The following is a 25,529-nucleotide window of genomic DNA, read 5'->3' on the forward strand; positions in this document are numbered from 1 at the left end:
GCATGTTTTACAGTACCGAATCAGCGCTTGAAAGTAACCAAGCACGCATTAATCACTTTTACGAAAATGTACTTAATAAAAACTATTTTAATGCATCTGAAGGTAAACTGTTTTTTGCTTACGCAGTGCCAGAAACAGCTAACACTGCCATAGTAATTAGCTCTGGGCGCATAGAAGGGCTTGAAAAATATAAAGAGCTGCTGTGGGAGCTTTATACTAATAACTATGCGGTATTTATAGCCGACCACCAGGGGCAAGGCCGCTCGTATCGACCGTTAAAAAATAAGCACAAAGGGTATGTAAAACGCTTTAGTGACTACAGTGCCGACTTAGATTTATTTAATCAACATATTGTAAATAAACACTGGCAAGGCAAAAAAATATTATTAGCCCACTCTATGGGTGGCGCTATAGCGTACGATTATTTTGCAAATTACCCGCATACTTTCAGCGGCGCGTTTTTGTCTGCGCCCATGTTTGATATTTACACTAAAGGTATTCCTAAACCGGTAGCTAAATTTATAGCCAGCGCCGCCACAAAGCTCGGTTTTGGCTACAGTTATGCGCTAGGGCAAAACGATTACAACCCAGAAGAATTTGCGCTTAATACTTTAACCAGCAGCCAAGTGCGGTACAACCTCTTTAGGCTCACTTATCAGCAACAGCCANGTTAAATGCAAGCTTTGCTTTTATGTCTGCCGTGGATACCCACACAATCAACCTCCCTATTTTTATTGCCAGCGCACAAAACGATGAAGTGGTTGATAACAACGCGCAACAAAAGCTCGTAAATAGGCTCCCTAACGCCGAGCTGAAAAGCTTTGCAGGGGCTAAGCACGAGCTATTGTTTGAACGCGACGAAATTAGAAAACCTGTGCTTATGCGCTTGTATCAGTTTTGTTCTTCGTTTGATACTTAGGTACCACCGAGAGCGGATCTAGATGAATTAAAATATCAACCTCAGAGTCAAAGCGCTCGGCAAGCGCCTTTTCTACATCGTCAGCCACATTGTGGGCACGTATTAAACTTAAATGATCATCAAGCTCTAAGTGCATTTGCATAAACTTAATTTTACCGCCTTGGCGAGTGCGAATATCATGTACACCGTGTACATCTTTATGTGCGTTAGCAATATCTAAAATACTTTGCTTTTCATCATCTGGGAGTTCTTTATCCATAAGATGATCGGCACTCTCACACGCAATATCCCAACTGTTATAAAGTAAGTAACCGGCAACGCCTATGGCAAACAGCGGATCTGCGTATAACACCCCATAGTACGAGAGCAAAATAGCAAGTAATACCGCCGCATTTAAAATTAAATCCCCTTTGTAATGCACCGAGTCTGCTTTAATAGCGATGGATTCGGTATGCTTAACCACTTTGATCTGAAAAAACACAATCACTAACGTACAAGCAATAGCAAATATACTCACCCACACACCTAACAGTGAATGACTAAGCACAATTGGGTTAAATAATCGCTCAATACCATGAAACGCCAATAAGCACCCCGACCCTGCTATAAACGCAGCCTGGCCAAGTCCGGCTAGGGCTTCTGCTTTGCCGTGGCCAAAACGGTGATCGTCATCTGCTGGGCGCAGTGCATACCCTAGTACTAAAAAGCTCATGGCCGTGGCGGTAATATCCATTAATGAATCGGTTAATGAGCCAAGCATAGAAGCTGAACCCGATGCCAACCATGCCCAGGTTTTAGCGGCTATCATTAAGCTAACCATAACCATGGTAACTATGCTTGATGTTTTAACCCAAAATTCGTAACTACGGTGATGCACGTTAATATTCACTACTTGCGGTATTCAATGGCGCGAGTATATCATTTTTTTTACCGGTTTCGTGTATACTGCCACTCGTCAAATTATAGATTAATAGAAAGGCGCATTATGCTGGATATCGTTTTATATCAACCTGAAATTCCACCAAATACAGGAAATATCATACGCTTGTGTGCAAACACAGGTTACTCATTGCATTTAATTGAGCCATTAGGTTTTGAGTGGGACGATAAGCGAGTAAAACGTGCCGGGCTAGATTACCACGAGTTTAGTAATGTACAGCGCCATGCCTCGTTTGAAGCCTACCTTGAAAAGTGCCAACCTAAAAAAGTGTATGCATGCACCACTAAAGGCAGCCAGTTTCATCACGAAGCCAGTTATGAAGCCGGTGATTGCTTGGTATTTGGGCCAGAAACTCGCGGCCTCCCCGATGAGATGATTCAAGCGCTGCCTAACGATCAGCGTGTGCGCATTCCTATGCAGCCCAATAGCCGTAGTATGAACCTATCTAACGCTGTGGCGGTATTCGTTTATGAATCATGGCGCCAGCTAGGCTTTCCTAACGCGCAATAAACACCTTGTACCAAACAATAAAAAACCGACATAGCGTCGGTTTTTTTAATAGCAAAGCATGTTCATGCTTTTAATAAAGTGGGCATTATATGCTCACTTATTCGGCGCGCTGCTCTCGGCCTAATAACGCCATGGCGGCTTCTTTCATATCTTTATTTTCATAAAGTACTTTATAAATTTGCTCAGTAATAGGCATTTCTACACCGGCGCGTTGTGCTAATAAATACACTTCTTTTGTGTTTCTAAAGCCTTCAACAACTTGCCCAATAGACTCAATAGCAGCATCAACCCCTTCACCTTTACCCAATGCCAAACCAAAGCGACGGTTGCGCGATTGATTGTCGGTACATGTTAAGATTAAATCGCCAAGTCCAGCCATACCCATAAAGGTTTCTTGCTTTGCACCTAAGGCACACCCTAAGCGCGTTAGCTCAGCTAAGCCGCGAGTGATCAGTGCAGTACGTGCATTAGCACCAAAGCCCACCCCATCAGACATACCTGCACCAATGGCTATTACGTTTTTAACCGCGCCACCTAACTGAATGCCAATAAAGTCATCGTTGTTATACACGCGGAACGAGCGCCCACAATGGAGTAAATCTGCAAGTTGTTGCGCAAACTCCGTTGAGGTAGACGACACCGATATCGCAGTAGGTAGCCCTATTGCCATTTCTTTTGCAAAGGTTGGCCCTGATAAAACCGCAAGCGGCATCTCATCACCTAGTTCCTGCAGGGCAACCTCTTGTAACAAGCGACCAGTATTTGGCTCAAGCCCTTTTGTTGCCCACGCAACTTGCGCACCTTCAACCAGCGCAGGTTTAATTTGCTGCAATGTATCTGCAAAGGCATGGCTTGGCACAACCACAAGTACAATGGCACTGCTGGCTACGGCTTGTTGTAAATCGGCTTGTAATAAAAGAGTGTCGGGGAATGGTACATCAGGAAGGTAACGTTGATTTTTCCGCTCAGCTGCAAGCGTGGCAACGTCGTCGCTATTGCGACCCCAAAGTGTCACTTGGTGACCATTTCGGGCTAAGCAAATAGCAAGAGCGGTGCCGTAAGACCCCGCTCCTAATACAGTAACAGCTGAAGTTGCTGTACTCATAAATTATGCGTCTGCTGAAACCTGCTCAGCTTGCGCAGTACGTTGTTGCATGTATTGTGCAAATAACGCATCAAAGTTCACTGGCGCAAGGTTAAGCTGTGGGAAAGTACCACGGTTAACAAGATTAGATACGGCTTCACGCGCGTATGGGAATAACACGTTAGGGCAGTATGCACCTAGCATATGTGCTAGTTGTACTTCTTCAAGCTCACCAACTGTAAAAATACCGGCTTGCTGAATTTCACATAAAAACGCAGTTTCTTCACCGATAGAAGCAGTAACCGTTAGTGCTAAAACCACTTCAAACACACCTTCGTCTAGCTTATTAGAGCGCGTGTCTAGGTCTAGCTTAACTTCTGGCGTCCATTCTTTTTGAAAAATCGCAGGCGAGTTAGGCGTTTCAAACGATACATCTTTAGTGTAAATACGTTGAATAGTAAATTGTGCGCCACCTTCTTGTGCTGCTGCGTTTTGATTTTCTTCGTTCATTGTGCTTCCTACGTGTTAGTTTTTATAATTAAAATTAAGCATTTAGCTTAGCGTCAAGTTTACCTTGCGCTTCAATAGCCATCATGTCGTCGCAGCCACCGATATGTTCATCATTAATAAAAATTTGCGGTACTGTGCTTGCACCACCTGCTTTAGCAATCATTTCATCGCGAAGCTCTGGTTGAACACCAATATCAACATTTGTGTACTCAACGCCTTTACTGTTTAAAAGTGCAAGAGCACGTTGGCAAAATGGACAGTACGCTTTGGTGTATAAAACAACATTACTCATAATAAATCCTCTATCGGTACTACTAAACTGATTAGCGACCTGTTGTAGTTGGAAGGCTGGCAGATTGCCACGACCCCATACCACCTGATAATACATAAACCGATTCAAAGCCTGCTTTATGCATTGCATTAGCAATACCTTGAGCAGTCATGCCTGTGGCACATACTAGTATAATGGGTTTGCTCTTGTGCTTTTCAAGGCTTGAAAAGTCAGATTGTTTTGCTTTTTCAGGGCTTAAGTGTTCAGCACCCGCAATACGACCTGCGTTAAATTCTTTTTGAGCGCGAATATCAACTACTTTGCCATCTTCACGATTAATAAGAAGTGTTAATTGCTGTGGGTTTATTTCTCTCACTGCTGAAAACTTGCTCTTTATCCAGCCGCTTACAATAAGGAATACAAGACCAACCCAAGCTAGGCTTAAAATAGGATGATTTGTAATAAATTCAATATATTGATCCATTCTACTTCCATTATGAAATTATGTTCTAAACCTAGGGCGTGTTGGCCTTTGTGGATTGAAATTTATTCAATCTAGGGGCGATTAAATCGCGGCGCGAGATTTGTAACCTAGTGGGCTAAGTAAAAACCGAGCAAAGCTTCCGCGTCCTGCTCACGCCCCTTACCTACATCCATGTAGGTAACAAAAAGGTAATAGTCCCTAGAAAAAACCCTACGGGCAGCGCATGTTTGGTATTTATGCTACGTTATCGCCTATTTATGGGGAATAACCACACTTCATAGGCTCTGCCTTACCTAAAAACCAAACATACTGCTGCAAATTCAGCCACCAAAGTGCAACACGCCCTAATATTCTAGGTATTTTGTACTTTAGCCACGCAAGTATACCCAAACCAAGTTAAAATGCGAGTTTGCTGCGCTTTAAAAACACATAAAGCACCCCATATATGAAAGTAAGTAAAAAATTTAATATCTTGTTCTCAGTGCTGATTCTGGCGCTAAAACACGGTATGCTAAAACTAACCAGATAACCTTTCGGCGCACAGTACCCATCAACAGGTGCTAATTTTCAGGAGCTATTATGACAGAGCATAAAAAACCACTGGTATTAATGATTTTAGACGGTTGGGGATACCGCGAAGATGAGCAAAGCAATGCGATTCTTGCAGCCAACACCCCCGTTTTAGACAACCTATGGGCAACCCGTCCACGCACATTAATTTCAGGCTCAGGTTTAGATGTAGGCTTACCTGAAGGGCAAATGGGTAACTCAGAAGTAGGCCATGTAAATTTAGGTGCTGGTCGTGTTGTTTATCAAGATTTTACTCGCATTACCAAAGCAATCAACGATGGCGAATTTGACTCAACTCCTGCACTTGTTGAAAACATCGATAAAGCAGTCGCTGCAGGCAAAGCCGTGCATATTATGGGTTTATTAAGCCCAGGTGGTGTTCACAGCCACGAAGATCATATTGTCGCAAGTATTCAATTAGCCGCTAAACGCGGTGCAAAAGAAGTATATTTTCATGGCTTTTTAGATGGCCGTGATACACCACCACGCAGTGCTAAAGCATCAATAGAGCGTATAGAAGCCTTATTTGCCGAGCTAAATTGTGGCCGCTTAGCGTCTCTTGTGGGGCGTTATTACGCCATGGACAGAGACAACCGTTGGAACCGTGTAGAAAAAGCCTACAATGTAATGGCATTAGGTGAAGGCGAGTTTAATTATGCTGATGGTGTGTCGGCATTAGAAGCCGCCTATGAGCGCGACGAAAACGATGAATTTGTAGCTCCAACCACCATCACGCCACAAGGCACTGAAGCAGCACAAATTAATGATGGCGACACTATCATCTTTGCTAATTTTAGAGCAGACCGCGCCCGTGAAATCACCCGTGCCTTTGTAGAGCCAGGCTTTGATGGGTTCGAAAAGAAAAAATCACCACAGTTAAGCGCATTTGTAATGATGACAGAATACTCAGCCGATATTGATGCCCCTGTCGCATTTGGCCCTACGCCATTGGTAAACGTATTAGGTGAATGGCTTGAAAAAAATGGCAAAACGCAGCTACGTATTTCTGAAACAGAAAAATACGCTCATGTTACGTTTTTCTTTAGTGGCGGACGCGAAGATGAATTTGAAGGCGAATCACGCGAATTAATTCCTTCTCCACAGGTTGCCACTTACGACCTTCAGCCAGAAATGAATTCTGAAATGCTAACCGACAAACTTATTGAAGCTATTAAAAGCGGTAAGTTTGATGCCATTATTTGTAATTACCCGAATGGCGATATGGTGGGTCACTCTGGTGTGTTTGAAGCCGCGGTTAAAGCCTGTGAAGCTGTTGATGCATGTATAGGCCGCGTGGTAGAAGCGCTAGATGAGTTTGGCGGTGAAGCACTTATCACAGCCGATCACGGTAATGCAGAGCAAATGGCAAATACTGCCACGGGCCAAGCTCATACCGCTCACACTAGCGAGCCAGTGCCATTTATTTATGTAGGACGCGATGCAACGCCAAGTGAAGGCAAAGCATTAAGTGATGTAGCACCTACTATGCTACACCTCATGGGCATGGAGCAACCAAGCGAAATGACCGGTACGCCAATCATGACGTTGAAATAACACATGAGCAAACCAGTAAATTGGTTTAGTGTTTATACAGTTGTATTGGTTTCGTTAGTGGTTGCCCCTGCAACCGCTAACGAAAACCGCACTAAAAAAGACCTATCTGAAGTGCAATCTGCATTAGAACAAAGCCAAGCAGAGTACAACGCACAGCGAAAAAAAATTGCCGCACTGCAAAAAAACTTAAAAAAACACGAGCTAGAAATAGCTAAAAACGCTAAAGCTCTCAATATGGCTGAGCAATCAGTAAAAGAAACCGAGCAAAAACAACAAGCACAGCAACAAAAAGCACAGCAATTAAAAGCGCAACACGTGCAATTTCAAGCCATTTTAGCCGCCCAGCTAAAAAGTGCTTACATGGCTGGGGGCGACGACTACCCCAAGATGCTTTTAAACCAGCAAGACACAGCTAAATTTGAGCGTACCTTAAGCTATTACAACTATTTAAATAAAGCGCGCATAGAGCAAATTGAAGAGCTTAAAGTACTACAACAACAAATTGCAGAAAACCAAGCTGCACTTGCCAAAACCAAACAAAAATTAGCCGCCTTATTTGAAGAACAAAAAAGACGCCAAAGCGCGCTAGTAAATGCCCAAAGCGAGCGCCAAACTAACCTTAAAAACTTACAAGCACAGCTCAATAGCACTAAAAGCTCGATTAATTACTTAAAAGACAACGAGCAAACATTAATCACCACCATTGAAGAACTTGAGCAAGAGAAGACTCAAAAAATTGAATTGCTCGGCCTTAATAAAAGCAAAGGCAAGCTTAATTGGCCCAGCAAAGGAAAGCTAAAACACACATTTGGTCAGCGTAAACATGGCGGCATAGACTGGAAAGGCGTGTTAATTGGTGCAAAAGAAGGCACTAATGTAAACAGTATTAATAATGGCCAAGTCGTTTTTGCTGATTGGCTTAAAGGCTTTGGCTGGGTTATTGTGGTTGATCATGGTGAGGGCTTTATGAGCCTATACGGCCATGCGCAAACATTATTAAAAGATGTGGGCGACATGGTTCGAGAAGGCGAAACGCTGGCATTAGTAGGTCAAAGCGGCGGACAGTCGAGTTCTGGTCTATACTTTGAAATACGCCACAAAGGACGCGCAGTAAATCCTGTTAAATGGTGCAGACGTATTTAAGTGAATAAAACAGCTGCACCGCATTAGGAGCAGCTGATGACTCAAAAAATACCACAAACACGCTCATTTCCCTCTTCCCGTACGCGCTATTCGTTTTTATTGTGCGCATTGACCTGTATTGCTATTTTTTGTTTTAGTAATTCATTACTTGCCAGCTCAGTTAAAGATCTTAAAAGTCAGCAAATTTCTGAAATACTCTTCAACATTAAAGCCTATTATGTTGATGACTTATCACTGACAAAAGGTGCACAGGGTGCCTTTAATAATCAGCAAGTAGAAATTTTACTCGACCAGCTAGACCCTTATTCTAAATACCTCAATGAAAATGACTTAGACGCTTTGTTTAACAATACAAATGGCCATTACACTGGCGTGGGCATTGAAGTGAAAGACATTGACAGTGACATTACTATTGTTGGTGTTGTTAAAAACTCCCCAGCCAAAAAGGCCGGTATTTTAGCGGGCGATATTATAGTTAGTGTTAATGATACAAACACGCAAACACGTAGCTTAGAGCAAGTAGCCGCGTTGATAAAAGATACCCGCTTTAACGCGGTTAAACTAACAATACAACGCGCAGGGCAGCAGCAACCAATTAGCTTTGCGGTAAATCGCAAAGAAATAAACTTAGAAAGCGCCACTAGCCAATTACTCGACTCAGGCACTGGGTATTTAGCCATAAATAATTTTTCTAATCACACCTTACATGAAGTGGCGCTGCAGGTAGCTGCACTTAAAAATGATTATCGCACGCCCCTTAAAGGGTTAGTCATTGATTTACGTGACAACCCAGGTGGTACTTTACAAAGCGCAGTGGCAGTAGCGGATCTATTTTTACAAAGCGGCACTATAGTCACTACTAAAGGGCGCTATTACGACGCTAACCAAGCCTACTACGCCAAACGAGGCGACATACTAAAAGGCTTGCCTATTGTGGTGCTTATTAATGAAAATTCGGCCTCTGCGGCTGAAATACTCGCCGCTGCTTTAAAAGATAATAAGCGTGCTACAGTGGTTGGTAATCAGTCTTATGGCAAAGGCTCGGTGCAATCTTTGATCCCACTTGGTGATGGTAATACAGCGCTAAAATTAACAACTGCTAAGTACTTTACACCTGCGGGCGTATCGATTGAAGGCGTAGGAGTTACCCCCGATGTAGCAATTGCGCAAGCAACCCTTCCACAATCAAATAAAGCCGTTATAATAAAAAATGAGCAGAACAAAAATGCACCACAATTTGAACATGAAATACTGGGCGACTTGCAGTTAGTAAAAGCTAAGCAATTACTTAGCATGCAATAGTAAATAATCTAAACTCTAGGTAAGCGATTTAATAACAGAATAAATATTAACACTATTAGATTGTGCTGTTCTTTAGCTATAAATTTTAAGTAAATTCAAGGCAGTTAGCGCTAAAAATGGCTGCTGAGATAGCTTTATTACCGGGCGCTGAGATTAAAAAATACCCTTAATAAATTAAAAAGATAATAAAAACTATAAACGTGAAAATAATAAAATGGCTGTTGTTGGCTATCTGCTTTGTATCTAGCACTGCTTGGGCAAAGCAAATAGCCATCGTAATTGATGATATTGGCTATCATCAGCGAGATTTAGAATTTCTTACCTTACCAGGGCAATTGTCGTATTCAATTTTGCCCCACACACCCTACTCTCAAATTTTTGCCACGCTTGCCAGCCAAGCAAATAAAGAGCTTTTATTGCATGTACCTATGCAAGCCTTAAACGGTAAAGCACTCGGCCCTGGCGGGCTCACTGTAAATATGGATAAAGAACAGCTACAAAAAACTTTAGGCACCGCACTGGCAAGCTTACCGCAAGTAAAAGGGGTTAATAACCATATGGGGTCGGCTCTCACTCAACAAAGCCAAGCCATGAAGTGGACTATGGAAGTACTTAAAAAACGTAATTTATTCTTTTTAGATAGCCGTACTACCGACTTAAGCCAAGCGCAAAATGCGGCAAATTTTATTGGGGTTGAAAATATTGGCCGCCATGTGTTTTTAGACAATATAACCACGCATGAGCAACTGCAGCAAAGGCTGGATGAGCTAAAATATAAAGCGACTAAACATCACTTTGCCATAGCGATTGCCCACCCCTACCCAGAAACCATCGACTTTTTACGCCAAGCGCTACCTGAGCTCACCGAGCAAGGCTTTGAGTTAGTTCCGGTATCGCAACTAGTGCATAAAAAATACATACAATTAGCGCAGGCGCAAGGTAAAGGGATCAACGCTAGGTAGCTTTAAGCGGTATTTTAAGTATATTTAAACCATACAACTAAGCTAATAAAAGCAATATTAATAGCTAAAACGTTGATTAAAATACTCATAGCCACAAAGCAAAAGCCCCGCATATTAATGCAGGGCTTTTTAAGTTTTACTATTTTTGCGCTATTAGCTCATAGCACTTTGCAGCTTTTTCATCGCTGTTTTTTCTAGCTGGCGAACACGCTCAGCAGATACACTGTATTTTTCAGCAAGCTCTTGTAGTGTTGCTTTGTCATCAGACAACCAGCGTGCACTTACAATGTCTTGTGAGCGTTCGTCTAGCGTTTTAAGCGCGCTAAATAAACGAGTATGTGACTGCTCTTGCCATTGTTGCTGCTCAATATCGTCAGCTAAATCAGCTGAGCCGTCTGTTAAGTATTGTACTGGTGAATATGTACTTGTTGGTGCGTCGTCGTTATCGTCGCCCGTTAAGTCAAAGCCCATGTCTTGGCCGCTCATGCGCGATTCCATTTCACGAACTTCTTTTTCACTCACACCTAGCTCATTAGCTACAGTGCTTACTTCAGCTTGGTTAAACCAACCTAAACGTTTTTTGTTTTTACGAAGATTAAAAAACAATTTACGTTGCGCTTTAGTGGTCGCAACTTTTACGATGCGCCAGTTTTTAAGCACAAACTCATGAATTTCTGCTTTAATCCAATGAACAGCGAAAGACACTAAACGTACACCCACACTCGGGTCGAAACGCTTAACCGCTTTCATCAGGCCTATATTGCCCTCTTGGATTAAATCGGCTTGCGGTAAACCATAACCCGAGTAGCTTTTAGCAATATGTGCTACAAAGCGTAAATGCGACATAATGAGTTGCTTTGCAGCACTAAGATCGCCTTCTTCTTGAAGTCGTGTTGCTAGCTCTTTCTCTTGCTCAGCTTTAAGCATAGGAATTGTGCTAACCGCTTGAAGGTAGCCGTCCATACTTGCGCTTTGTTGCCCAACTGTAAGTGCCATTGCGTATAAATCTTTACTCATTTTTCACCTCGGTGATAAACATTTGAAACCATCTTAGCACTCTTTCTCTAAGAGTGCTAACCCCAATTTAAAACTTTTTTTAAGCGTAAATCAAGCGGTTTTTTAGTGTATGTTAAGTCTACTACATACGACTGAATAAGTGATGAACTAAGGGATTGCAAGAGATTAGCGCAAGCGTAACAGCGCATTTACAACTAACCTCATTTGAGGATAATAATATACAAACATGACATTTTTGAGTCAGCCATTAGCAGCCGTACTTATACTTTATCAGGCTCAATTTCTTTAATATATCGGTTTACCGATAAGTAAGAACCAATAAAGCCTAAGCTGGTTGCTAGTAATACTAATGCGCCAAACTCATTAAGCGTTAAACCAATTAACGAAAAGCTTGTTTGATACACGCCTGCAACGCTGCTTACTGCGCTAGTTAACCACCACATCATTAAGGCAATACAAATAAATGCAAACAAGCCCCCTATAACGCCATACCAAATGCCGGTCCACAAAAACGGAGCATGTATAAATGTATTGGTAGCACCTACTAACTTCATTACTTGTATTTCTTCTTTTTTATCCATAATCGATAAACGAATCGTATTACCAATAATAAGCGTGACAGAGGTAAGAAGTAATAAAGCAATTGTGATAACACTTTCTTTTAATAAGTCTAATAATGCATTTAGGCGCTCAAGCCAAGCAATATCAAGCTTACCAAAATCTACTTCGCGCTCGTTCTCAAGCTTTGTAAGCAGCGCTTTAGCCGCATTAGGCTGGCGATGCCGCTTAGTAGGTGTCACTAATACAACATCGGGTAGCGGGTTGCTATCTAGGTACTCTAAAGCTTGCCCAAACCCCGACACATCTTTAAATTCAGTTAATGCTTGCTGCTTAGAAATAAATTCAACACTTTCTACCTCGGCGTAAAGTGCTAAACGCTTTACTAAGGTTTGTGTTTCTTGTTCGCTCATACTTTCTTTTACAAAAAGCGATATTTCACTGGCTTCTTCAAACCCGCTACTGACTTGCTGTACATTTTTTACGACTAAATAAAGCGTTGCAGGCAATGTTAAACTTAGCCCAAGTACAGCAATTGTCATTAATGATGCAAGTGGCGTACGCCACATTTCACCTAAACTGTGCACACCTTGGCGAAAAATATTAATAATAAAAAAATAACCGCCAGCTATGGCTGATTTTTTTTGTTTATCGTTTGAGTTTTGGCGTCCTTTAAATAACAAGCTCACAGCGTGCCCTCCGCAAGTGGGTCTTCAAGCATTCGGCCATCTTTTAAAGTCAGGCTACGGTATTTTAAACGCGACACTAGGCCAAGGTCGTGTGTTGCTATAAGTACTGTCGTACCGTGTTTATTAAAATCTTCAAAAAGCCTTAATATTTCCATAGAGAGCTCGGGGTCAAGGTTACCCGTTGGTTCATCAGCTAATAAAATAGGCGGAGAATTTACAATCGCTCTGGCAATACCTACGCGTTGCTGCTCACCACCTGAGAGTGTAGAAGGATGGCATTTAACTTTATCTAACAGTCCTACTTTATCTAGCGCACCATGAACTCGTTTAGCGATTTGTTTATGATGAGTGCCTTCAATAATCAACGGCAGTGCAACGTTATCAAACACAGTGTAACGCTCTAACAATCGATGATTTTGAAAAATAATACCAATATCGCGGCGCGCATAAGGAATTTGCCGAGAATTAACTTTATTTAAATCAACACCATTAATTAGCACGTTGCCTGCAGAGGGGCGCTCCATTAAGCTAATGAGCTTTAATAAGGTACTTTTACCCGCACCACTGTGGCCTGTTAAAAAAGCCAGTTCGCCAGGTTTAATATGAAATGTAACTTTTTCGAGAGCGCGATGCCCACCCGGATAGGTTTTACTTACTTGCTGAAAATTTATCATTTTTTATTATGCCAGTCCCAAATTAGTAAAATGGAATTCCTTAGCTAGGGCCTGCTGACCTTTCAGGATTGAAATTTGCTCTGCCTAGAGGCTATTTAATCGCGGCGCAAGGTTTGTAGCCCAGAAGGCTAAGTAAAACCGAGCAATAAAAAGCAAATAGTCCAAAGGGCAGCGCATGTTTAATCTCAAAAGATAAACAGACCAAAAAAGGGAGCAAGCTCCCTTTTATGTATTAAGCGTCATCCTCATCTTGGCTAAATAAAGCGTCAATAAAGTCATCGCTTTTAAATGCGCGTAAATCATCAATACCTTCGCCAACACCAATGTAACGAATAGGAATATTAAACTTATCTGCAACCGCAAATATAACCCCACCTTTAGCAGTACCATCAAGTTTTGAGAGGGTAATACCGGTTAAACCAACACATTGATTAAATAAGTTTACTTGGCTAATTGCATTTTGACCTGTACCCGCATCAATGGTTAGCATAACTTCATGCGGTGCATCAGGGTCAATTTTCTTCATTACGCGGGCTATTTTTTCCAGCTCTTGCATTAAGTTGTCTTTATTTTGCAAGCGCCCTGCTGTATCGGCAATTAATACATCTACATTACGCGCTTTAGCGGCTTGAAATGCATCAAACACCACCGAGGCACTATCTGCACCAGTGTGCTGGGCAATAACAGGAATGCTGTTACGCTCTCCCCACACTTGCAGCTGCTCTACGGCTGCTGCACGAAAGGTATCACCTGCGGCCAACATAACCGACTTACCTTCATTTTGAAATTGCTTAGCTAACTTACCAATGGTTGTCGTTTTACCTACGCCGTTTACACCGACCATTAATATAACAAATGGTTTTTTATCAGCACGTATCTCAAGCGGTTGCTCAGCTGTTTTAAGCATTGCGGCCATTTCTTGCTTCATTAAGTCATAAAGCGCATCGCCATCTTTAAGCTGCTTGCGATTGGCGGCATCAGTAAGGCTATCAATCAGCTTCATGGTGGTATCAACACCTAAATCGGCGGTAAGAAGCTGTGTTTCTAAATCTTCAAATAAATCATCGTCTATTTTTTTACCACTAAAAATAGATGCAAAGCCAGAGCCTATATTTACACGGGTTTTTAATAACCCTTTTTTAAGACGTGAAAAAAAGCCTTCTTTTTTAGGCTTTTCGGCAAGTTTAGCTTCTTCTTTTGCAAGCTCTGCCGTAATGCGCTCTTGCTCTAAACGATCAGCTTCGGCCTCTGCTGCAATACGTTCTTGCTCTGCACGTTCAGCTTCTGCCTGTTCTTGTGCAATACGCTCTTGTTCTAAGCGTTCAGCCTCTGCTTGCTCTGCTGCAATACGCTGTTGCTCTAAACGCTCAGCTTCTGCTTCTGCAACAATACGTTCTTGCTCTGCGCGTTCAGCTTCTCCCTGTTCTTGTGCAATACGCTCTTGTTCTAAGCGTTCAGCCTCTGCCTGTTCTGCAGCAATTCGCTGTTGCTCTAAACGCTCAGCTTCTGCTTGTTCTGCTGCAATACGCTGTTGCTCTGCACGTTCAGCTTCTGCCTGTTCTTGTGCAATACGCTCTTGTTCTACACGTTCAGCTTCTGCTTGCTCTGCGGCAATACGCTCTTGCTCTACACGTTCAGCTTCTGCTTGCTCTGCGGCAATACGCTCTTGTTCTAAGCGATCAGCTTCTGCTTTTTCTGCAGCAATACGTTCTTGCTCTGCACGTTCAGCTTCTGCCTGTTCTTGTGCAATACGCTCTTGTTCTAAACGCTCAGCTTCAGCTTTTTCTGCTGCAACACGCTCTTGCTCTAAACGCATTTGCGCTTCTTGCTCTGCTAAACGAGCGGCTTGTGCTTGTTGTTGTACCTGTGCTTCAGCTTGCTCTTTCGCAAGCAACTCAGCGTTGGCTTTTTCAATTGCTAATTTTTCATCTTGCTCAGCTTGCTCACGCTCTGTGTCTAAACGTTGTTGCTCAGCTCGCTGTGCAGCCATGCGCTCTTGCTCTAAACGCATTTGCGCTTCTTGCTCAGCTAAACGTGCAGCTTGTGCTTGTTGTTGCGCCTGTGCTTCGGCTTGCTCTTTTGCAAGCAACTCTGCATTAGCCTTTTCAATTGCTAAACGCTCTGCTTGTGCTTTTTCAGCAGCAATACGCGCTTGTTCTTCACGCTCTGCTTCGGCCTTTTCTGCCGCTAAGCGCTCAGCCTCTTGTTGCTGAGCTAATGCCTGTTGTTTATCAGCTTCTGCTTGTTTTTTATCTGACTTACCAAAACCGAGCCAAGACATGAATTTACTTTTTTTTGCCATACTTGCTAATAACCACTTATAAAAATCTGATAAACTAAAATTTGAAATAGCTTGGTGTGGCTCAGCAAAGCGTGCCGGCCAAACAACCGTTCAAAACGTAAGTGCTAAATAGTAACACTTTTAATGCGGTTGAAAAATGAAGCTAAACGTAAACTACGCACAATATTATCTGAGCTAGATCCCTTATACCATTTTTTAGTGACCTAAATGAGAAAAAAAACAACGAAAAATAAAGCAATTAGCAAATCTACTGACGGCTTTATTAGAGTAATCAGCGGGCAATTTCGTGGCCGTAAACTGCCGGTAAAAAATGTAGAAGGGCTACGCCCAACAACAGACCGCATTAAAGAAACCGTGTTTAATTGGTTAATGCAAGATACGCGCGATGCAACAGTACTCGATTGCTTTGCAGGCTCTGGTGGGCTTGGCTTTGAAGCGCTGTCTCGGTTTGCTAAAAGCACCACGTTTATCGAACTAGATGCCTCGGCTGCTAAGCAAATTGAGCAAAATATTAGTACCTTAAAGCTTGAAAATGCACAGGTAAAACACATTAATTCACTCTCATATTTAGAGCAAAAGAATACAAATTCACCATTTAATTTAGTTTTTGTTGACCCACCATTTCGTAAAAACTTAGCGCAAAGTAGCTGTGATTTATTAGAAAATAACCAATGGCTTAGCGAAGACGCGCTCATTTATGTTGAGGTTGAAACCGAGCTAAGCAGCTTTTCACAACCAGATAACTGGCTGTTAATTAAAGAAAAAAAAGCAGGGCAAGTATTCTGTAGGCTATACCAACGCCAGCCAAATTAACACTATTTAAGCCGCTGCATTTCTGTTAATATTATCCTTTACATGTGGTGTTGCTTCGGATTACAATACCGCACCATTTTTGAACCACTTGATCAATGTTTGATCAACTTGAGCAACGCTCATAATTTAGGTAGGTGAATTTTTAATGCCAGTAATTAAAGTAAGAGAGAACGAACCGTTTGACGTAGCACTTCGTCGCTTCAAGCGTTCATGTGAAAAAGCAGGTATCCTTTCAGAAGTTCGTCGTCGCGAGCACTATGAAAAGCCAACAGCTGAGCGTAAGCGTAAAAAAGCTGCAGCGGTTAAGCGTCACATGAAGAAGCTTTCTCGCGATAACGCACGTCGCGTTAAATTATACTAATAGTATTAGGTCTTGTATAAATGAGCCTTTTAATAACGCTAAAAGATGCGCAAAAAGATGCGATGAGAGCGAAAGACAAACAACGTCTTAACCCTATTCGCATGGTGCTTGCCGCAATCAAGCAACGTGAGATTGACGAGCAAATAACACTAGACGACGCAGGTATTACCTCCGTTATAGTGAAGCTTGTTAAACAACGTCGTGATTCTTACACTCAGTACAAAGATGCTGGGCGTGAAGATTTAGCCGAAGTTGAAGCCAATGAGATCGCAGCACTAGAAACTTTTTTACCTCAACAATTGAGTGAAGAAGAAATAGTTGCCCTTATTGATGCGGCTATTGCTGATACTAATGCAGCAGGTATGCAAGACATGGGTAAAGTAATGGGCATAATCAAAAGCAAAGCCGAAGGACGTGCCGATATGGGCAAGCTTTCTGGTTTAATTAAGCAACGATTAACAGCCTAATACTCCCACATACACAAAGTATGATTAAAGCAAACCGAGCCTAGTGCTCGGTTTCTTCGTTTAAGTAGACAAACAAAACGCTTTTAAGTAATGCTCGTGCATATAATTAAGTGATTTATTGTGTAGCTACAAAAGCACATCGAAGGCTAGGTAAAATGGGTTATTTAGGGCTATCACTTGCTGCGCCTGCACTGCTCTACCTTCAATATCCTAGCTTTGTACGCTGTTAGCACCAGGTTTAGCACCTAAAAATGATTAAGTATTATTGCCCATGGATATAATGTAGCTTTTTAGCTTACCGATACCCCTTTTATAAATGCGCGCATTGTGTTGAAATTACACCTCACCAATTGTTAGGACTACTTACAAAACATGGCTGGAAAGATCCCACGAAATTTTATTGACGATTTACTCGCCAGAACAGATATTGTAGAGCTAATAGACTCTAAAGTTGGTCTTAAAAAAGCAGGCAAAGACTACCAAGCTTGCTGCCCTTTCCATAACGAAAAATCTCCCTCGTTTACTGTTTCTCAAGATAAACAGTTTTATCACTGCTTTGGCTGTGGTGCTAATGGCAACGCTATTTCGTTTGTTATGGAATACGACAAGCTTGAATTTGTTGATGCCATAGAAGAGCTCGCAAGCCTTTTAAATTTAGACGTACCTCGCGAGAAAGGCAGTAGCTCAGCACCTGAGCGCACAGCAGCGCAAAAGCGCTCAGATTACGATTTAATGTTACACACAGCACGCTTTTACCAGCATCAATTAAAGCACCACAGTAACTCTGCTGCGGTGATTGACTATGTAAAAGGGCGTGGTTTAAGTGGCGAAACCGTTAAAAAGTTTATGATTGGTTATGCGCCGAGCGAATGGGAAGCGCTGTGCCAACAGCTTGGCAGAACAAAAGAGCAAAAAGAACAGCTGGTCGAGCTTAAGCTCGCCTCTGAAAAAACACCAGGTAGACAGTTTGATTTTTTCCGCGATCGGTTAATGTTCCCTATTCGCGATAAACGTGGCCGTGTTATTGCCTTTGGCGGGCGTGTAATGCAAGCCGACCAAGGGCCAAAATACCTCAACTCACCAGAGACCCGTATTTTTCATAAAGGCTTTGAGCTATATGGCCTTTATGAGGCAAAACAAGCACATAAAAAGCTTGAACATGTACTTATTGTAGAAGGTTACATGGATGTAGTTGCACTTGCAGAGCAAGGTATTGAATATGCCGTAGCTGCGCTTGGTACCGCAACAACAAGCGAGCATATGCATACGCTATTTAGAACCACCGACAAAGTTATTTGTTGTTACGATGGCGACAGAGCTGGCCGCGACGCGGCATGGCGAGCACTAGAAAATGCCCTGCCCTACTTAAACGATGGCAAAGCATTACACTTTGTATTTTTACCTGACGGCGAAGACCCCGATTCACTGGTTCAGCAAGAAGGTAAAACACAGTTTGAGCAACGCTTAAGCCAAGCAGATGATTTTACCAAAGTGTTATTTAATAAGCTTAGCCAAGAAGTAGACCTAACACTCGACTCAGGCAAAGCTAAGCTATTAAGTGCTGCTTTGCCGTTAATTGAAAAAATTCCGAGTGAATTTTACCAAGAAAATATTTTAGAGCAGTTAGGGCGATTAATTGGCCGTACGCGTGAGCAGCTAAATAGCCGCTTAAAAACACCAAAGCAACAACACGCTGTTGAGCGAAAATTTAAAATTACCCCAATGCGCCAAGCTATTGGTATTTTAATTCAGCACCCACAGTTAGCTAAAAGTGTGCCCCATTTGCCAGAATTGGCGCAAATGAACATAGCGGGTATTGGTTTGCTACTGCGCTTACAAGAGCGCGCACTGCAAAAAGACAATGCGAACACAGCAGTTTTACTCGAATCATTTAGAGATTCCGAGGATTACGAACCGCTAGTAAAGCTTGCCACATGGCAGCACCAAATTAGTGATGAGCGTTTAGAGACTGTTTTTCAAAATACTTTTAAATTTATTGAAGATCAGTGTTTAAATTATCGACTAGAGACCCTATTAATAAAGGACAAGACACAGGGCTTATCAAGTGATGAAAAACTAGAATGTCATTTACTTATGACAGCGCTAAAAGCGAGTAACAGCTAGTCAGACTTGATTTAAACTGTTATACTGTGCTATTCACTGCGTCACATTATTAAAGTTAGTTAAAAGGCTAACTCTATGATGACGCCTGTTGTATCAACTTATCAGAGTGGAAGAAACAATCTCTATGGATCCAACTCCTCAGTCACAATTAAAACTTCTGATTCAAAAAGGTAAAGAGCAAGGCTACTTAACTTTTGCTGAAGTAAATGATCACCTTCCACAAGACATAATCGACTCAGATCAAGTAGAAGATATCATTAGCATGATTAATGACATGGGTATCAAGGTTAGCGAAAACGCGCCTGATGCTGATGAATTAATGATGCAAGAAACCACGACAGACGAAGACGCAGCAGAAGCTGCTGCTGCAGCCCTTGCAACTGTAGAAAAAGAAATTGGCCGTACAACTGACCCAGTGCGCATGTATATGCGTGAAATGGGTACTGTTGAACTTCTTACACGTGAAGGCGAAATTGTAATCGCTAAGCGCATTGAAGAAGGTATCAACCAGGTACAAATTTCTGTTGCCGAATACCCTGAAGCGATTACTTACCTACTTGAACAGTGGGATAAGTTTGAAGCAGAAGAAATGCGCTTAAGCGACATTATTTCAGGCTTTTTCGACCCTAACGAAGACGAAGCGCAAATCTCAGCAACTCACATTGGCTCTGAATTAAGTGAAGAACAACTTGATGAAGACGATAATGAAGATGACAAAGACAGCGATGACGATGAAGACGAAGAAGAAGTAGATACAGGCCCAGATCCAGAAGAAGCCCGTATTCACTTTGAAAACTTACGTGATTTATACGTTAAAGCTCGCGCAACCTTTGATGAAAAAGGGCGTTCGCACCCAGATTCTCAAGCCGCTATTTTTGAAATTGGCGAGCTTTTCAGAACCTTTAAATTAGTACCAAAACAGTTTGATCGCATGGTTAACAACATGCGTGAAATGATGGATAGAGTGCGTATTCAAGAACGCCTTATCATGAAACAAGCGGTACAAATTGCTAAGCTACCTAAGAAAACGTTTATTAAGCACTTTGCTAATAACGAAACTGACTCAGCGTGGCTAGACCTAGAAATAAATGCTAACGAAAAACATTCAGCTAAACTTGAAGAAGTGAAGCCTGAAATTATTCGTTGCATTCAAAAGCTATGTGTAATTGAAGAAAGCACAGGCTTAAGCATTGAGCGTATCAAAGACATTAACCGTCGTATGAGCATTGGTGAAGCAAAAGCGCGCCGTGCGAAAAAAGAAATGGTTGAAGCTAACTTACGTCTTGTAATCTCAATTGCTAAAAAATACACAAACCGTGGTTTACAGTTCTTAGATTTAATCCAAGAAGGTAACATTGGCTTGATGAAAGCGGTAGATAAGTTTGAATACCGCCGTGGTTATAAGTTCTCGACTTATGCTACGTGGTGGATTCGCCAAGCGATTACCCGCTCAATTGCTGACCAAGCAAGAACAATCCGTATTCCAGTACATATGATAGAAACGATTAATAAACTTAACCGTATCTCTCGTCAAATGTTACAAGAAATGGGTCGTGAGCCAAATCCTGAAGAATTAGCAGAACGCATGATGATGCCTGAGGATAAAATCCGTAAGGTACTTAAAATTGCCAAAGAGCCAATTTCGATGGAAACACCAATCGGTGATGATGAAGATTCGCACTTAGGTGACTTTATCGAAGATACCACTATTGATTCGCCAATCGACTCGGCAACAATGGAATCTCTTCGTGGCGCAACAAACGACGTGCTAGCAGGCCTTACAGCCCGTGAAGCTAAAGTACTTCGTATGCGCTTTGGTATTGATATGAATACCGACCACACCTTAGAAGAAGTAGGTAAACAGTTTGACGTAACACGTGAGCGTATTCGTCAAATAGAAGCGAAAGCACTGCGTAAATTACGCCACCCTTCTCGCTCTGATTTACTAAAAAGCTTTTTAGACGCTAAATAATTTAGCGCTTCATATAAACTAAAAAGGCCGCTGTAGCGGCCTTTTTTCTATTTAAAGGAAACAACCATGGCTTGGATCCAAATCCGTATTAATGCCAATGCTGCTACCGCAGATGCAGTGAGTGACTTATTAATGGAAGCAGGCAGCGCCTCTGTTACTTTTATTGACGCTAAAGACACCCCTATTTATGAGCCTAAAATTGGCACCGTTGAGTTTTGGGCCGATACCACTGTAATTGGTCTATTTGAAGCCAATCATGATATGAACGCTGTAATTGCATTACTTAAGCGTCATGATGAAATTAAAGACACGCTGGTATACAAAATTGAGCAACTAGAAGATAAAGACTGGGAACGTGAGTGGATGGATAACTTTCTCCCAATCCAGTTCGGCGAAAAACTGTGGATCTGCCCAAGCTGGCGCGACATTCCAGACCCAGATGCAGTCAATGTATTGCTCGACCCAGGCCTTGCGTTTGGTACGGGTACGCATGCAACAACGGCACTGTGCCTTAAATGGCTAGAAAGCCAAGACCTAACCGGCAAAACGGTAGTTGATTTTGGTTGTGGATCGGGCATTTTAGGTATTGCAGCCATTAAACTTGGCGCAGAGCGCATGATAGGTATTGATATTGACCCGCAAGCACTAGAAGCAAGCTTAGATAACGCACAACGTAATGGCGTAGCCGATAAGCTTGAGGTATACCTACCAGAAAACCAACCTGAGTTTAGTGCTGATATTGTAGTGGCTAATATTTTAGCGCAGCCGCTGCGTGAGCTTCACAGTATAATTTTGGGATTACTTAAACCGGGTGGCAAAATTGCTATGTCGGGCATATTAGAAGAGCAAGCCCAATCGGTTGCCGATATTTACGCTCCGTTTATTGAGCTTGACGATATTGCACTAGAGGGTGATTGGACTCGTGTAAGCGGTACAAAAAATAGCTAACCGCATACATTTATAAATTTAGAGTTTTAACTCAAAACTTGCATGTAAAGCCTGTATTTAACAGGCTTTACTATTTTTTTACAGTTAGAAAATTAGCACGCATAATTTGACAAAATTATTTTTTGTTTAAATTTCAAACAAATCGACCCGCTTGTCATGCGGTTATCAAAAGTCAATACGAAAAGGGCAAAAAAAAGTCACTTTTGTTCAATTTATAGCCTTTGATTTTTCCTAAAAAAACCGTAAACTTAGCGCCCCTTGAAAAGAGGCCTATTGAATACAGTGCGTATCGGTTCATACCAACTTGAGAATAATGTAATAGTCGCGCCAATGGCAGGNCAGCTTTGCCGCCGCTTAGGCGCAGGCTTGGCCGTGTCTGAAATGTTATCGTCAAACCCGAAGGTTTGGAAAACTGAAAAATCGATGAACCGTATGGATCACAGCGGTGAGTCGGGTATACGCGCGGTGCAAATTGCAGGAGCTGATCCTGAGCTTATGGCGCAGGCCGCACAATTCAATGTTGCTAACGGTGCACAGATCATAGATATCAATATGGGGTGCCCAGCAAAAAAAGTGAACAAGAAACTCGCAGGCTCTGCATTATTACAGTTTCCTGAACTTGTGGAAGAGATAGTTGATGCAGTGGTTAACGCTGTTGATATCCCTGTCACACTTAAAATCCGTACAGGATGGGATCAGGACAACCGTAATGGTGTAGAGATTGCGAGAATAGCTGAGCGTTATGGCATTGCGTCACTTGCCGTACATGGGCGTACACGCGCATGTATGTACAAAGGTGAAGCAGAATATGCCACGATTAGGGATATAAAACGCTCAGTGTCGATACCTGTGGTTGCTAATGGTGATATTACATCTCCAGAAAAAGCAAAGCAGGTTTTGGACTATACGGGTGCAGATGCCATCATGATTGGCCGAGCCGCCCAAGGTCGCCCTTGGATATTTAGGGAGATAGACCACTATTTGCGAACTGGAGAACACTTACCACCACCTGCTATTTCAGAGGTGCGAAGTATTTTAATGGAGCATTTAGATAACCTCCATGCGTTTTACGGCGAGCCANCAATGGGAGCGCGAATCGCTCGCAAACATGTATCTTGGTATTTGCAAACCCATGACAGTGACGGTCAGTTTAGGCGAGTATTTAATGCGCTCGACAACCCACAAGCACAGGTTGACGCATTAACGCAATACTTTAAAACACTAGCAGCTAACTAAGAAAGAAAGAGATTAAATAATGTTCGAACAAAACGTGACTTCTCCATTTATCACAAACCCTCATGTTCAGTCACACGAGAAACCGCAGCCATTGCGTGATGCAGTAAAAAAAGCTGTTCACCACTATTTAAAGCAGCTTAACGGTCAAGATGTGCAAGACGTTTACGACCTTGTTCTTTCAGAGCTAGAAGCGCCATTACTTGAAGAAGTAATGACATACACACGTGGTAACCAAACTCGTGCGGCAATTTTACTAGGTATCAACCGTGGTACTTTACGTAAAAAGCTTAAAAAATACGGCATGAACTAATACCAATTATATTGAAAGCGTAAGCATGCTAACGAGCTAAACAAGCCCATAACGGCATTAAAAATTTCTTATGTAGAATAACTACACTGTAAAATTTTTGCCTTGTTATAGACTTGTTTTTCTATCGTTATAACTGCTTACTAATCCAATACAATTGGTATCATGCAAAAAAAGCACCTTAGGGTGCTTTTTTTTATGCGCACAATTTAGTATAGATGTTGCAAAATGCTCACGCTTATTGGCGCTTTATAAGTCGTTTTTTGAGTAGTAATCAGTTAAAATGCCCGCTTCTAAGCTAGCTCATTAACTGAGGAAATTAAACTACAATGGATACTCATCGTCCTATTCGTCGCGCACTATTAAGTGTGTCTGATAAAACCGGTATTGTTGAATTTGCCCGCGCACTAGAAGCGCAAGGTGTAGATATTTTATCAACTGGCGGTACCTGCAAACTCCTTGCTGATAACGGCATAAAAGTGACTGAAGTATCAGATCACACAGGTCATCCTGAAATCATGGATGGTCGCGTAAAAACCCTTCATCCTAAAATTCACGGCGGTATTTTAGCGCGCCGCGGACAAGATGAAAGCGTAATGGCAGATAACAACATCTCTGCTATCGATATTGTTGTAGTTAACTTATACCCCTTTGCGAGTACTGTCGCTCAAGAAAACTGCAGCCTTGAAGATGCTATTGAAAATATTGATATTGGCGGACCTACCATGGTTCGTNTCGTGCAGCCGCTAAAAACCACAAAGACGTAACCATCGTGGTAAACGCAAACGATTACGAGCGCGTTATTAGCGAAATGCAAAGCAACAATGGCTCAACAACGTACAAAACACGTTTTGATTTAGCCATTGCCGCGTATGAGCACACAGCTCAGTACGATGGCATGATTGCTAACTACTTTGGTAAAATGGTACCTGATTACACTGAAGAAGCCGCTGAAGAGACTAAATTCCCACGCACTATCAATATGCAGTTCACTAAAAAGCAAGATATGCGTTACGGTGAAAACTCACATCAAGATGCTGCTTTTTATGTTGAAAACAACGTAAGCGAAGCGTCTGTTGCAACAGCTACTCAGCTACAAGGTAAAGCCCTGTCGTTTAATAACATTGCAGATACCGACGCAGCACTTGAGTGTGTTAAAGAATTTGATGTACCTGCATGTGTTATTGTTAAACACGCAAACCCATGTGGCGTTTCAATTGGCGAAGATATTCTTAGTGCTTACGACCGCGCCTTTAAAACAGATCCAACCTCAGCGTTTGGTGGCATTATTGCCTTTAACCGCGAGCTTGACGCTGCAACAGCACAAGCCATTGTTGAGCGTCAATTTGTTGAAGTAATTATTGCTCCTAGCGTTTCAAGCGAAGCAGCAAAAATTGTTGAAGCTAAAAAGAACGTACGCTTATTAGCGTGTGGTCAATGGAGTGGCAAAGCAACTGGCCACGATATTAAACGCGTTAACGGCGGTGTTTTAGTACAAGACCGCGACCTAGGCATGGTTACCCAAGGCGATTTAAAAGTCGTATCTAAGCGCCAACCTTCTGAGCAAGAACTTAAAGATTTACTATTTTGCTGGAAAGTGGCTAAGTTTGTTAAATCAAACGCGATTGTATATGCCCGCGACGGTATGACCATTGGCGTAGGCGCAGGCCAAATGAGCCGTGTTTACTCAGCTAAAATAGCGGGTATTAAAGCCGCTGATGAAAATCTAGAAGTACCTGGCTCTGTAATGGCATCAGATGCGTTTTTTCCATTCCGTGATGGTATAGACGCAGCCGCAACCGCTGGTATTAC

General features: G+C 42.2%; 22 protein-coding genes and 2 pseudogenes. 15 read left to right on the forward strand and 9 right to left on the reverse strand.

Going from position 1 to position 25,529, the window contains the following annotated elements:
• The first annotated feature begins 2 nt into the window (after positions 1-2).
• Positions 3-919 (forward strand): annotated as a pseudogene (locus L650_RS0112810) (alpha/beta fold hydrolase).
• Here L650_RS0112810 and L650_RS0112815 read toward each other — a convergent pair.
• Positions 879-1,796, reverse strand: a complete 918-nt coding sequence (locus tag L650_RS0112815) for a cation diffusion facilitator family transporter (RefSeq protein ID WP_029773365.1) — start codon at positions 1,794-1,796, stop codon at positions 879-881. The pseudogene L650_RS0112810 and the gene L650_RS0112815 overlap by 41 nt on opposite strands.
• A gap of 108 nt (positions 1,797-1,904) precedes the next feature.
• Here L650_RS0112815 and trmL point away from each other — a divergent pair, with 108 nt between their 5' ends.
• Positions 1,905-2,369 (forward strand): tRNA (uridine(34)/cytosine(34)/5-carboxymethylaminomethyluridine(34)-2'-O)-methyltransferase TrmL, encoded by a 465-nt coding sequence (gene trmL, locus L650_RS0112820; RefSeq protein WP_029773366.1) that lies wholly within the window; start codon positions 1,905-1,907, stop codon positions 2,367-2,369.
• A 97-nt stretch (positions 2,370-2,466) separates the two neighbouring features.
• On the opposite strand, the gene gpsA is transcribed toward trmL, so the two are convergent.
• From gpsA to L650_RS0112840, 4 genes are read right to left on the reverse strand one after another with little or no spacing between them, the layout of a single operon-like run.
• Positions 2,467-3,474, reverse strand: coding sequence for an NAD(P)H-dependent glycerol-3-phosphate dehydrogenase (gene gpsA / locus L650_RS0112825; RefSeq protein ID WP_029773367.1), 1,008 nt, complete (start codon positions 3,472-3,474; stop codon positions 2,467-2,469).
• Positions 3,475-3,477: 3 nt separating this feature from the next.
• On the reverse strand, positions 3,478-3,963 hold the full coding sequence (secB, locus tag L650_RS0112830) for a protein-export chaperone SecB (RefSeq protein WP_004588614.1): 486 nt from the start codon (positions 3,961-3,963) through the stop codon (positions 3,478-3,480).
• 34 nt (positions 3,964-3,997) lie between these two features.
• A complete protein-coding gene (gene grxC, locus L650_RS0112835; RefSeq protein WP_029773368.1) occupies positions 3,998-4,255 on the reverse strand; it encodes a glutaredoxin 3 in 258 nt (85 codons plus the stop codon).
• A gap of 31 nt (positions 4,256-4,286) precedes the next feature.
• The gene (locus L650_RS0112840; protein WP_004588616.1) at positions 4,287-4,718 is read right to left on the reverse strand and encodes a rhodanese-like domain-containing protein; all 432 of its coding nucleotides are present in this window, start codon (positions 4,716-4,718) and stop codon (positions 4,287-4,289) included.
• A 579-nt stretch (positions 4,719-5,297) separates the two neighbouring features.
• Here L650_RS0112840 and gpmM point away from each other — a divergent pair.
• The 4 genes from gpmM (at position 5,298) to L650_RS0112860 (ending at position 10,249) form a co-directional block, all read left to right on the forward strand.
• Entirely contained in the window at positions 5,298-6,842 is a 1,545-nt protein-coding gene (gpmM, locus tag L650_RS0112845) for a 2,3-bisphosphoglycerate-independent phosphoglycerate mutase (protein WP_004588617.1), read from the forward strand.
• A gap of 3 nt (positions 6,843-6,845) precedes the next feature.
• The gene (locus L650_RS0112850) at positions 6,846-7,985 is read left to right on the forward strand and encodes a murein hydrolase activator EnvC family protein (protein WP_029773369.1); all 1,140 of its coding nucleotides are present in this window, start codon (positions 6,846-6,848) and stop codon (positions 7,983-7,985) included.
• Between the two features lie 36 nt (positions 7,986-8,021).
• Positions 8,022-9,287: a S41 family peptidase gene (locus L650_RS0112855; RefSeq protein WP_029773370.1), complete on the forward strand. Its 1,266-nt coding sequence runs from the start codon at positions 8,022-8,024 to the stop codon at positions 9,285-9,287.
• 200 nt (positions 9,288-9,487) lie between these two features.
• The gene (locus L650_RS0112860) at positions 9,488-10,249 is read left to right on the forward strand and encodes a divergent polysaccharide deacetylase family protein (protein WP_004588620.1); all 762 of its coding nucleotides are present in this window, start codon (positions 9,488-9,490) and stop codon (positions 10,247-10,249) included.
• Positions 10,250-10,402: 153 nt separating this feature from the next.
• Here L650_RS0112860 and rpoH read toward each other — a convergent pair whose 3' ends face one another.
• The 4 genes from rpoH to ftsY all read right to left on the reverse strand — a co-directional run bounded on the left by rpoH (position 10,403) and on the right by ftsY (position 15,489).
• The gene (rpoH, locus tag L650_RS0112870) at positions 10,403-11,266 is read right to left on the reverse strand and encodes an RNA polymerase sigma factor RpoH (RefSeq protein ID WP_004588621.1); all 864 of its coding nucleotides are present in this window, start codon (positions 11,264-11,266) and stop codon (positions 10,403-10,405) included.
• 260 nt (positions 11,267-11,526) lie between these two features.
• On the reverse strand, positions 11,527-12,513 hold the full coding sequence (ftsX, locus tag L650_RS0112875) for a permease-like cell division protein FtsX (protein ID WP_004588622.1): 987 nt from the start codon (positions 12,511-12,513) through the stop codon (positions 11,527-11,529).
• A complete protein-coding gene (gene ftsE, locus L650_RS0112880) occupies positions 12,510-13,187 on the reverse strand; it encodes a cell division ATP-binding protein FtsE (protein ID WP_004588623.1) in 678 nt (225 codons plus the stop codon). The genes ftsX and ftsE overlap by 4 nt, the downstream gene beginning before the upstream one ends.
• 232 nt (positions 13,188-13,419) lie before the next feature.
• Complete coding sequence (gene ftsY, locus L650_RS0112885) at positions 13,420-15,489, reverse strand: signal recognition particle-docking protein FtsY (RefSeq protein WP_085065490.1); 2,070 nt, start codon at positions 15,487-15,489, stop codon at positions 13,420-13,422.
• A gap of 207 nt (positions 15,490-15,696) precedes the next feature.
• Between ftsY and rsmD the strand changes: the two genes are divergently transcribed.
• From rsmD to purH, 9 genes and pseudogenes are all read left to right on the forward strand, one after another.
• Positions 15,697-16,302 carry a 16S rRNA (guanine(966)-N(2))-methyltransferase RsmD gene (rsmD, locus tag L650_RS0112890; protein WP_029773373.1) on the forward strand — a complete coding sequence of 202 codons (606 nt, stop codon included), beginning with the start codon at positions 15,697-15,699 and terminating at the stop codon, positions 16,300-16,302.
• A 145-nt stretch (positions 16,303-16,447) separates the two neighbouring features.
• Positions 16,448-16,663, forward strand: coding sequence for a 30S ribosomal protein S21 (gene rpsU, locus L650_RS0112895; protein ID WP_002957797.1), 216 nt, complete (start codon positions 16,448-16,450; stop codon positions 16,661-16,663).
• Between the two features lie 20 nt (positions 16,664-16,683).
• Entirely contained in the window at positions 16,684-17,130 is a 447-nt protein-coding gene (locus L650_RS0112900) for a GatB/YqeY domain-containing protein (RefSeq protein ID WP_029773374.1), read from the forward strand.
• Positions 17,131-17,502: 372 nt separating this feature from the next.
• Complete coding sequence (gene dnaG, locus L650_RS0112905; RefSeq protein WP_024031414.1) at positions 17,503-19,254, forward strand: DNA primase; 1,752 nt, start codon at positions 17,503-17,505, stop codon at positions 19,252-19,254.
• Between the two features lie 124 nt (positions 19,255-19,378).
• Positions 19,379-21,226, forward strand: a complete 1,848-nt coding sequence (gene rpoD / locus L650_RS0112910; protein WP_004588628.1) for an RNA polymerase sigma factor RpoD — start codon at positions 19,379-19,381, stop codon at positions 21,224-21,226.
• Between the two features lie 66 nt (positions 21,227-21,292).
• Positions 21,293-22,174, forward strand: coding sequence for a 50S ribosomal protein L11 methyltransferase (gene prmA, locus L650_RS0112915; protein ID WP_029773375.1), 882 nt, complete (start codon positions 21,293-21,295; stop codon positions 22,172-22,174).
• A gap of 282 nt (positions 22,175-22,456) precedes the next feature.
• Positions 22,457-23,410 (forward strand): tRNA dihydrouridine synthase DusB, encoded by a 954-nt coding sequence (gene dusB, locus L650_RS0112920; RefSeq protein WP_029773376.1) that lies wholly within the window; start codon positions 22,457-22,459, stop codon positions 23,408-23,410.
• A 19-nt stretch (positions 23,411-23,429) separates the two neighbouring features.
• Positions 23,430-23,720: a DNA-binding transcriptional regulator Fis gene (fis, locus tag L650_RS0112925; RefSeq protein WP_002957804.1), complete on the forward strand. Its 291-nt coding sequence runs from the start codon at positions 23,430-23,432 to the stop codon at positions 23,718-23,720.
• A 326-nt stretch (positions 23,721-24,046) separates the two neighbouring features.
• Positions 24,047-25,529, forward strand: a pseudogene (gene purH, locus L650_RS0112930) (bifunctional phosphoribosylaminoimidazolecarboxamide formyltransferase/IMP cyclohydrolase); the annotation flags it as partial.

It is taken from the genome of Pseudoalteromonas sp. TB51, assembly GCF_000498055.1.
Lineage (GTDB): Bacteria > Pseudomonadota > Gammaproteobacteria > Enterobacterales > Alteromonadaceae > Pseudoalteromonas > Pseudoalteromonas atlantica.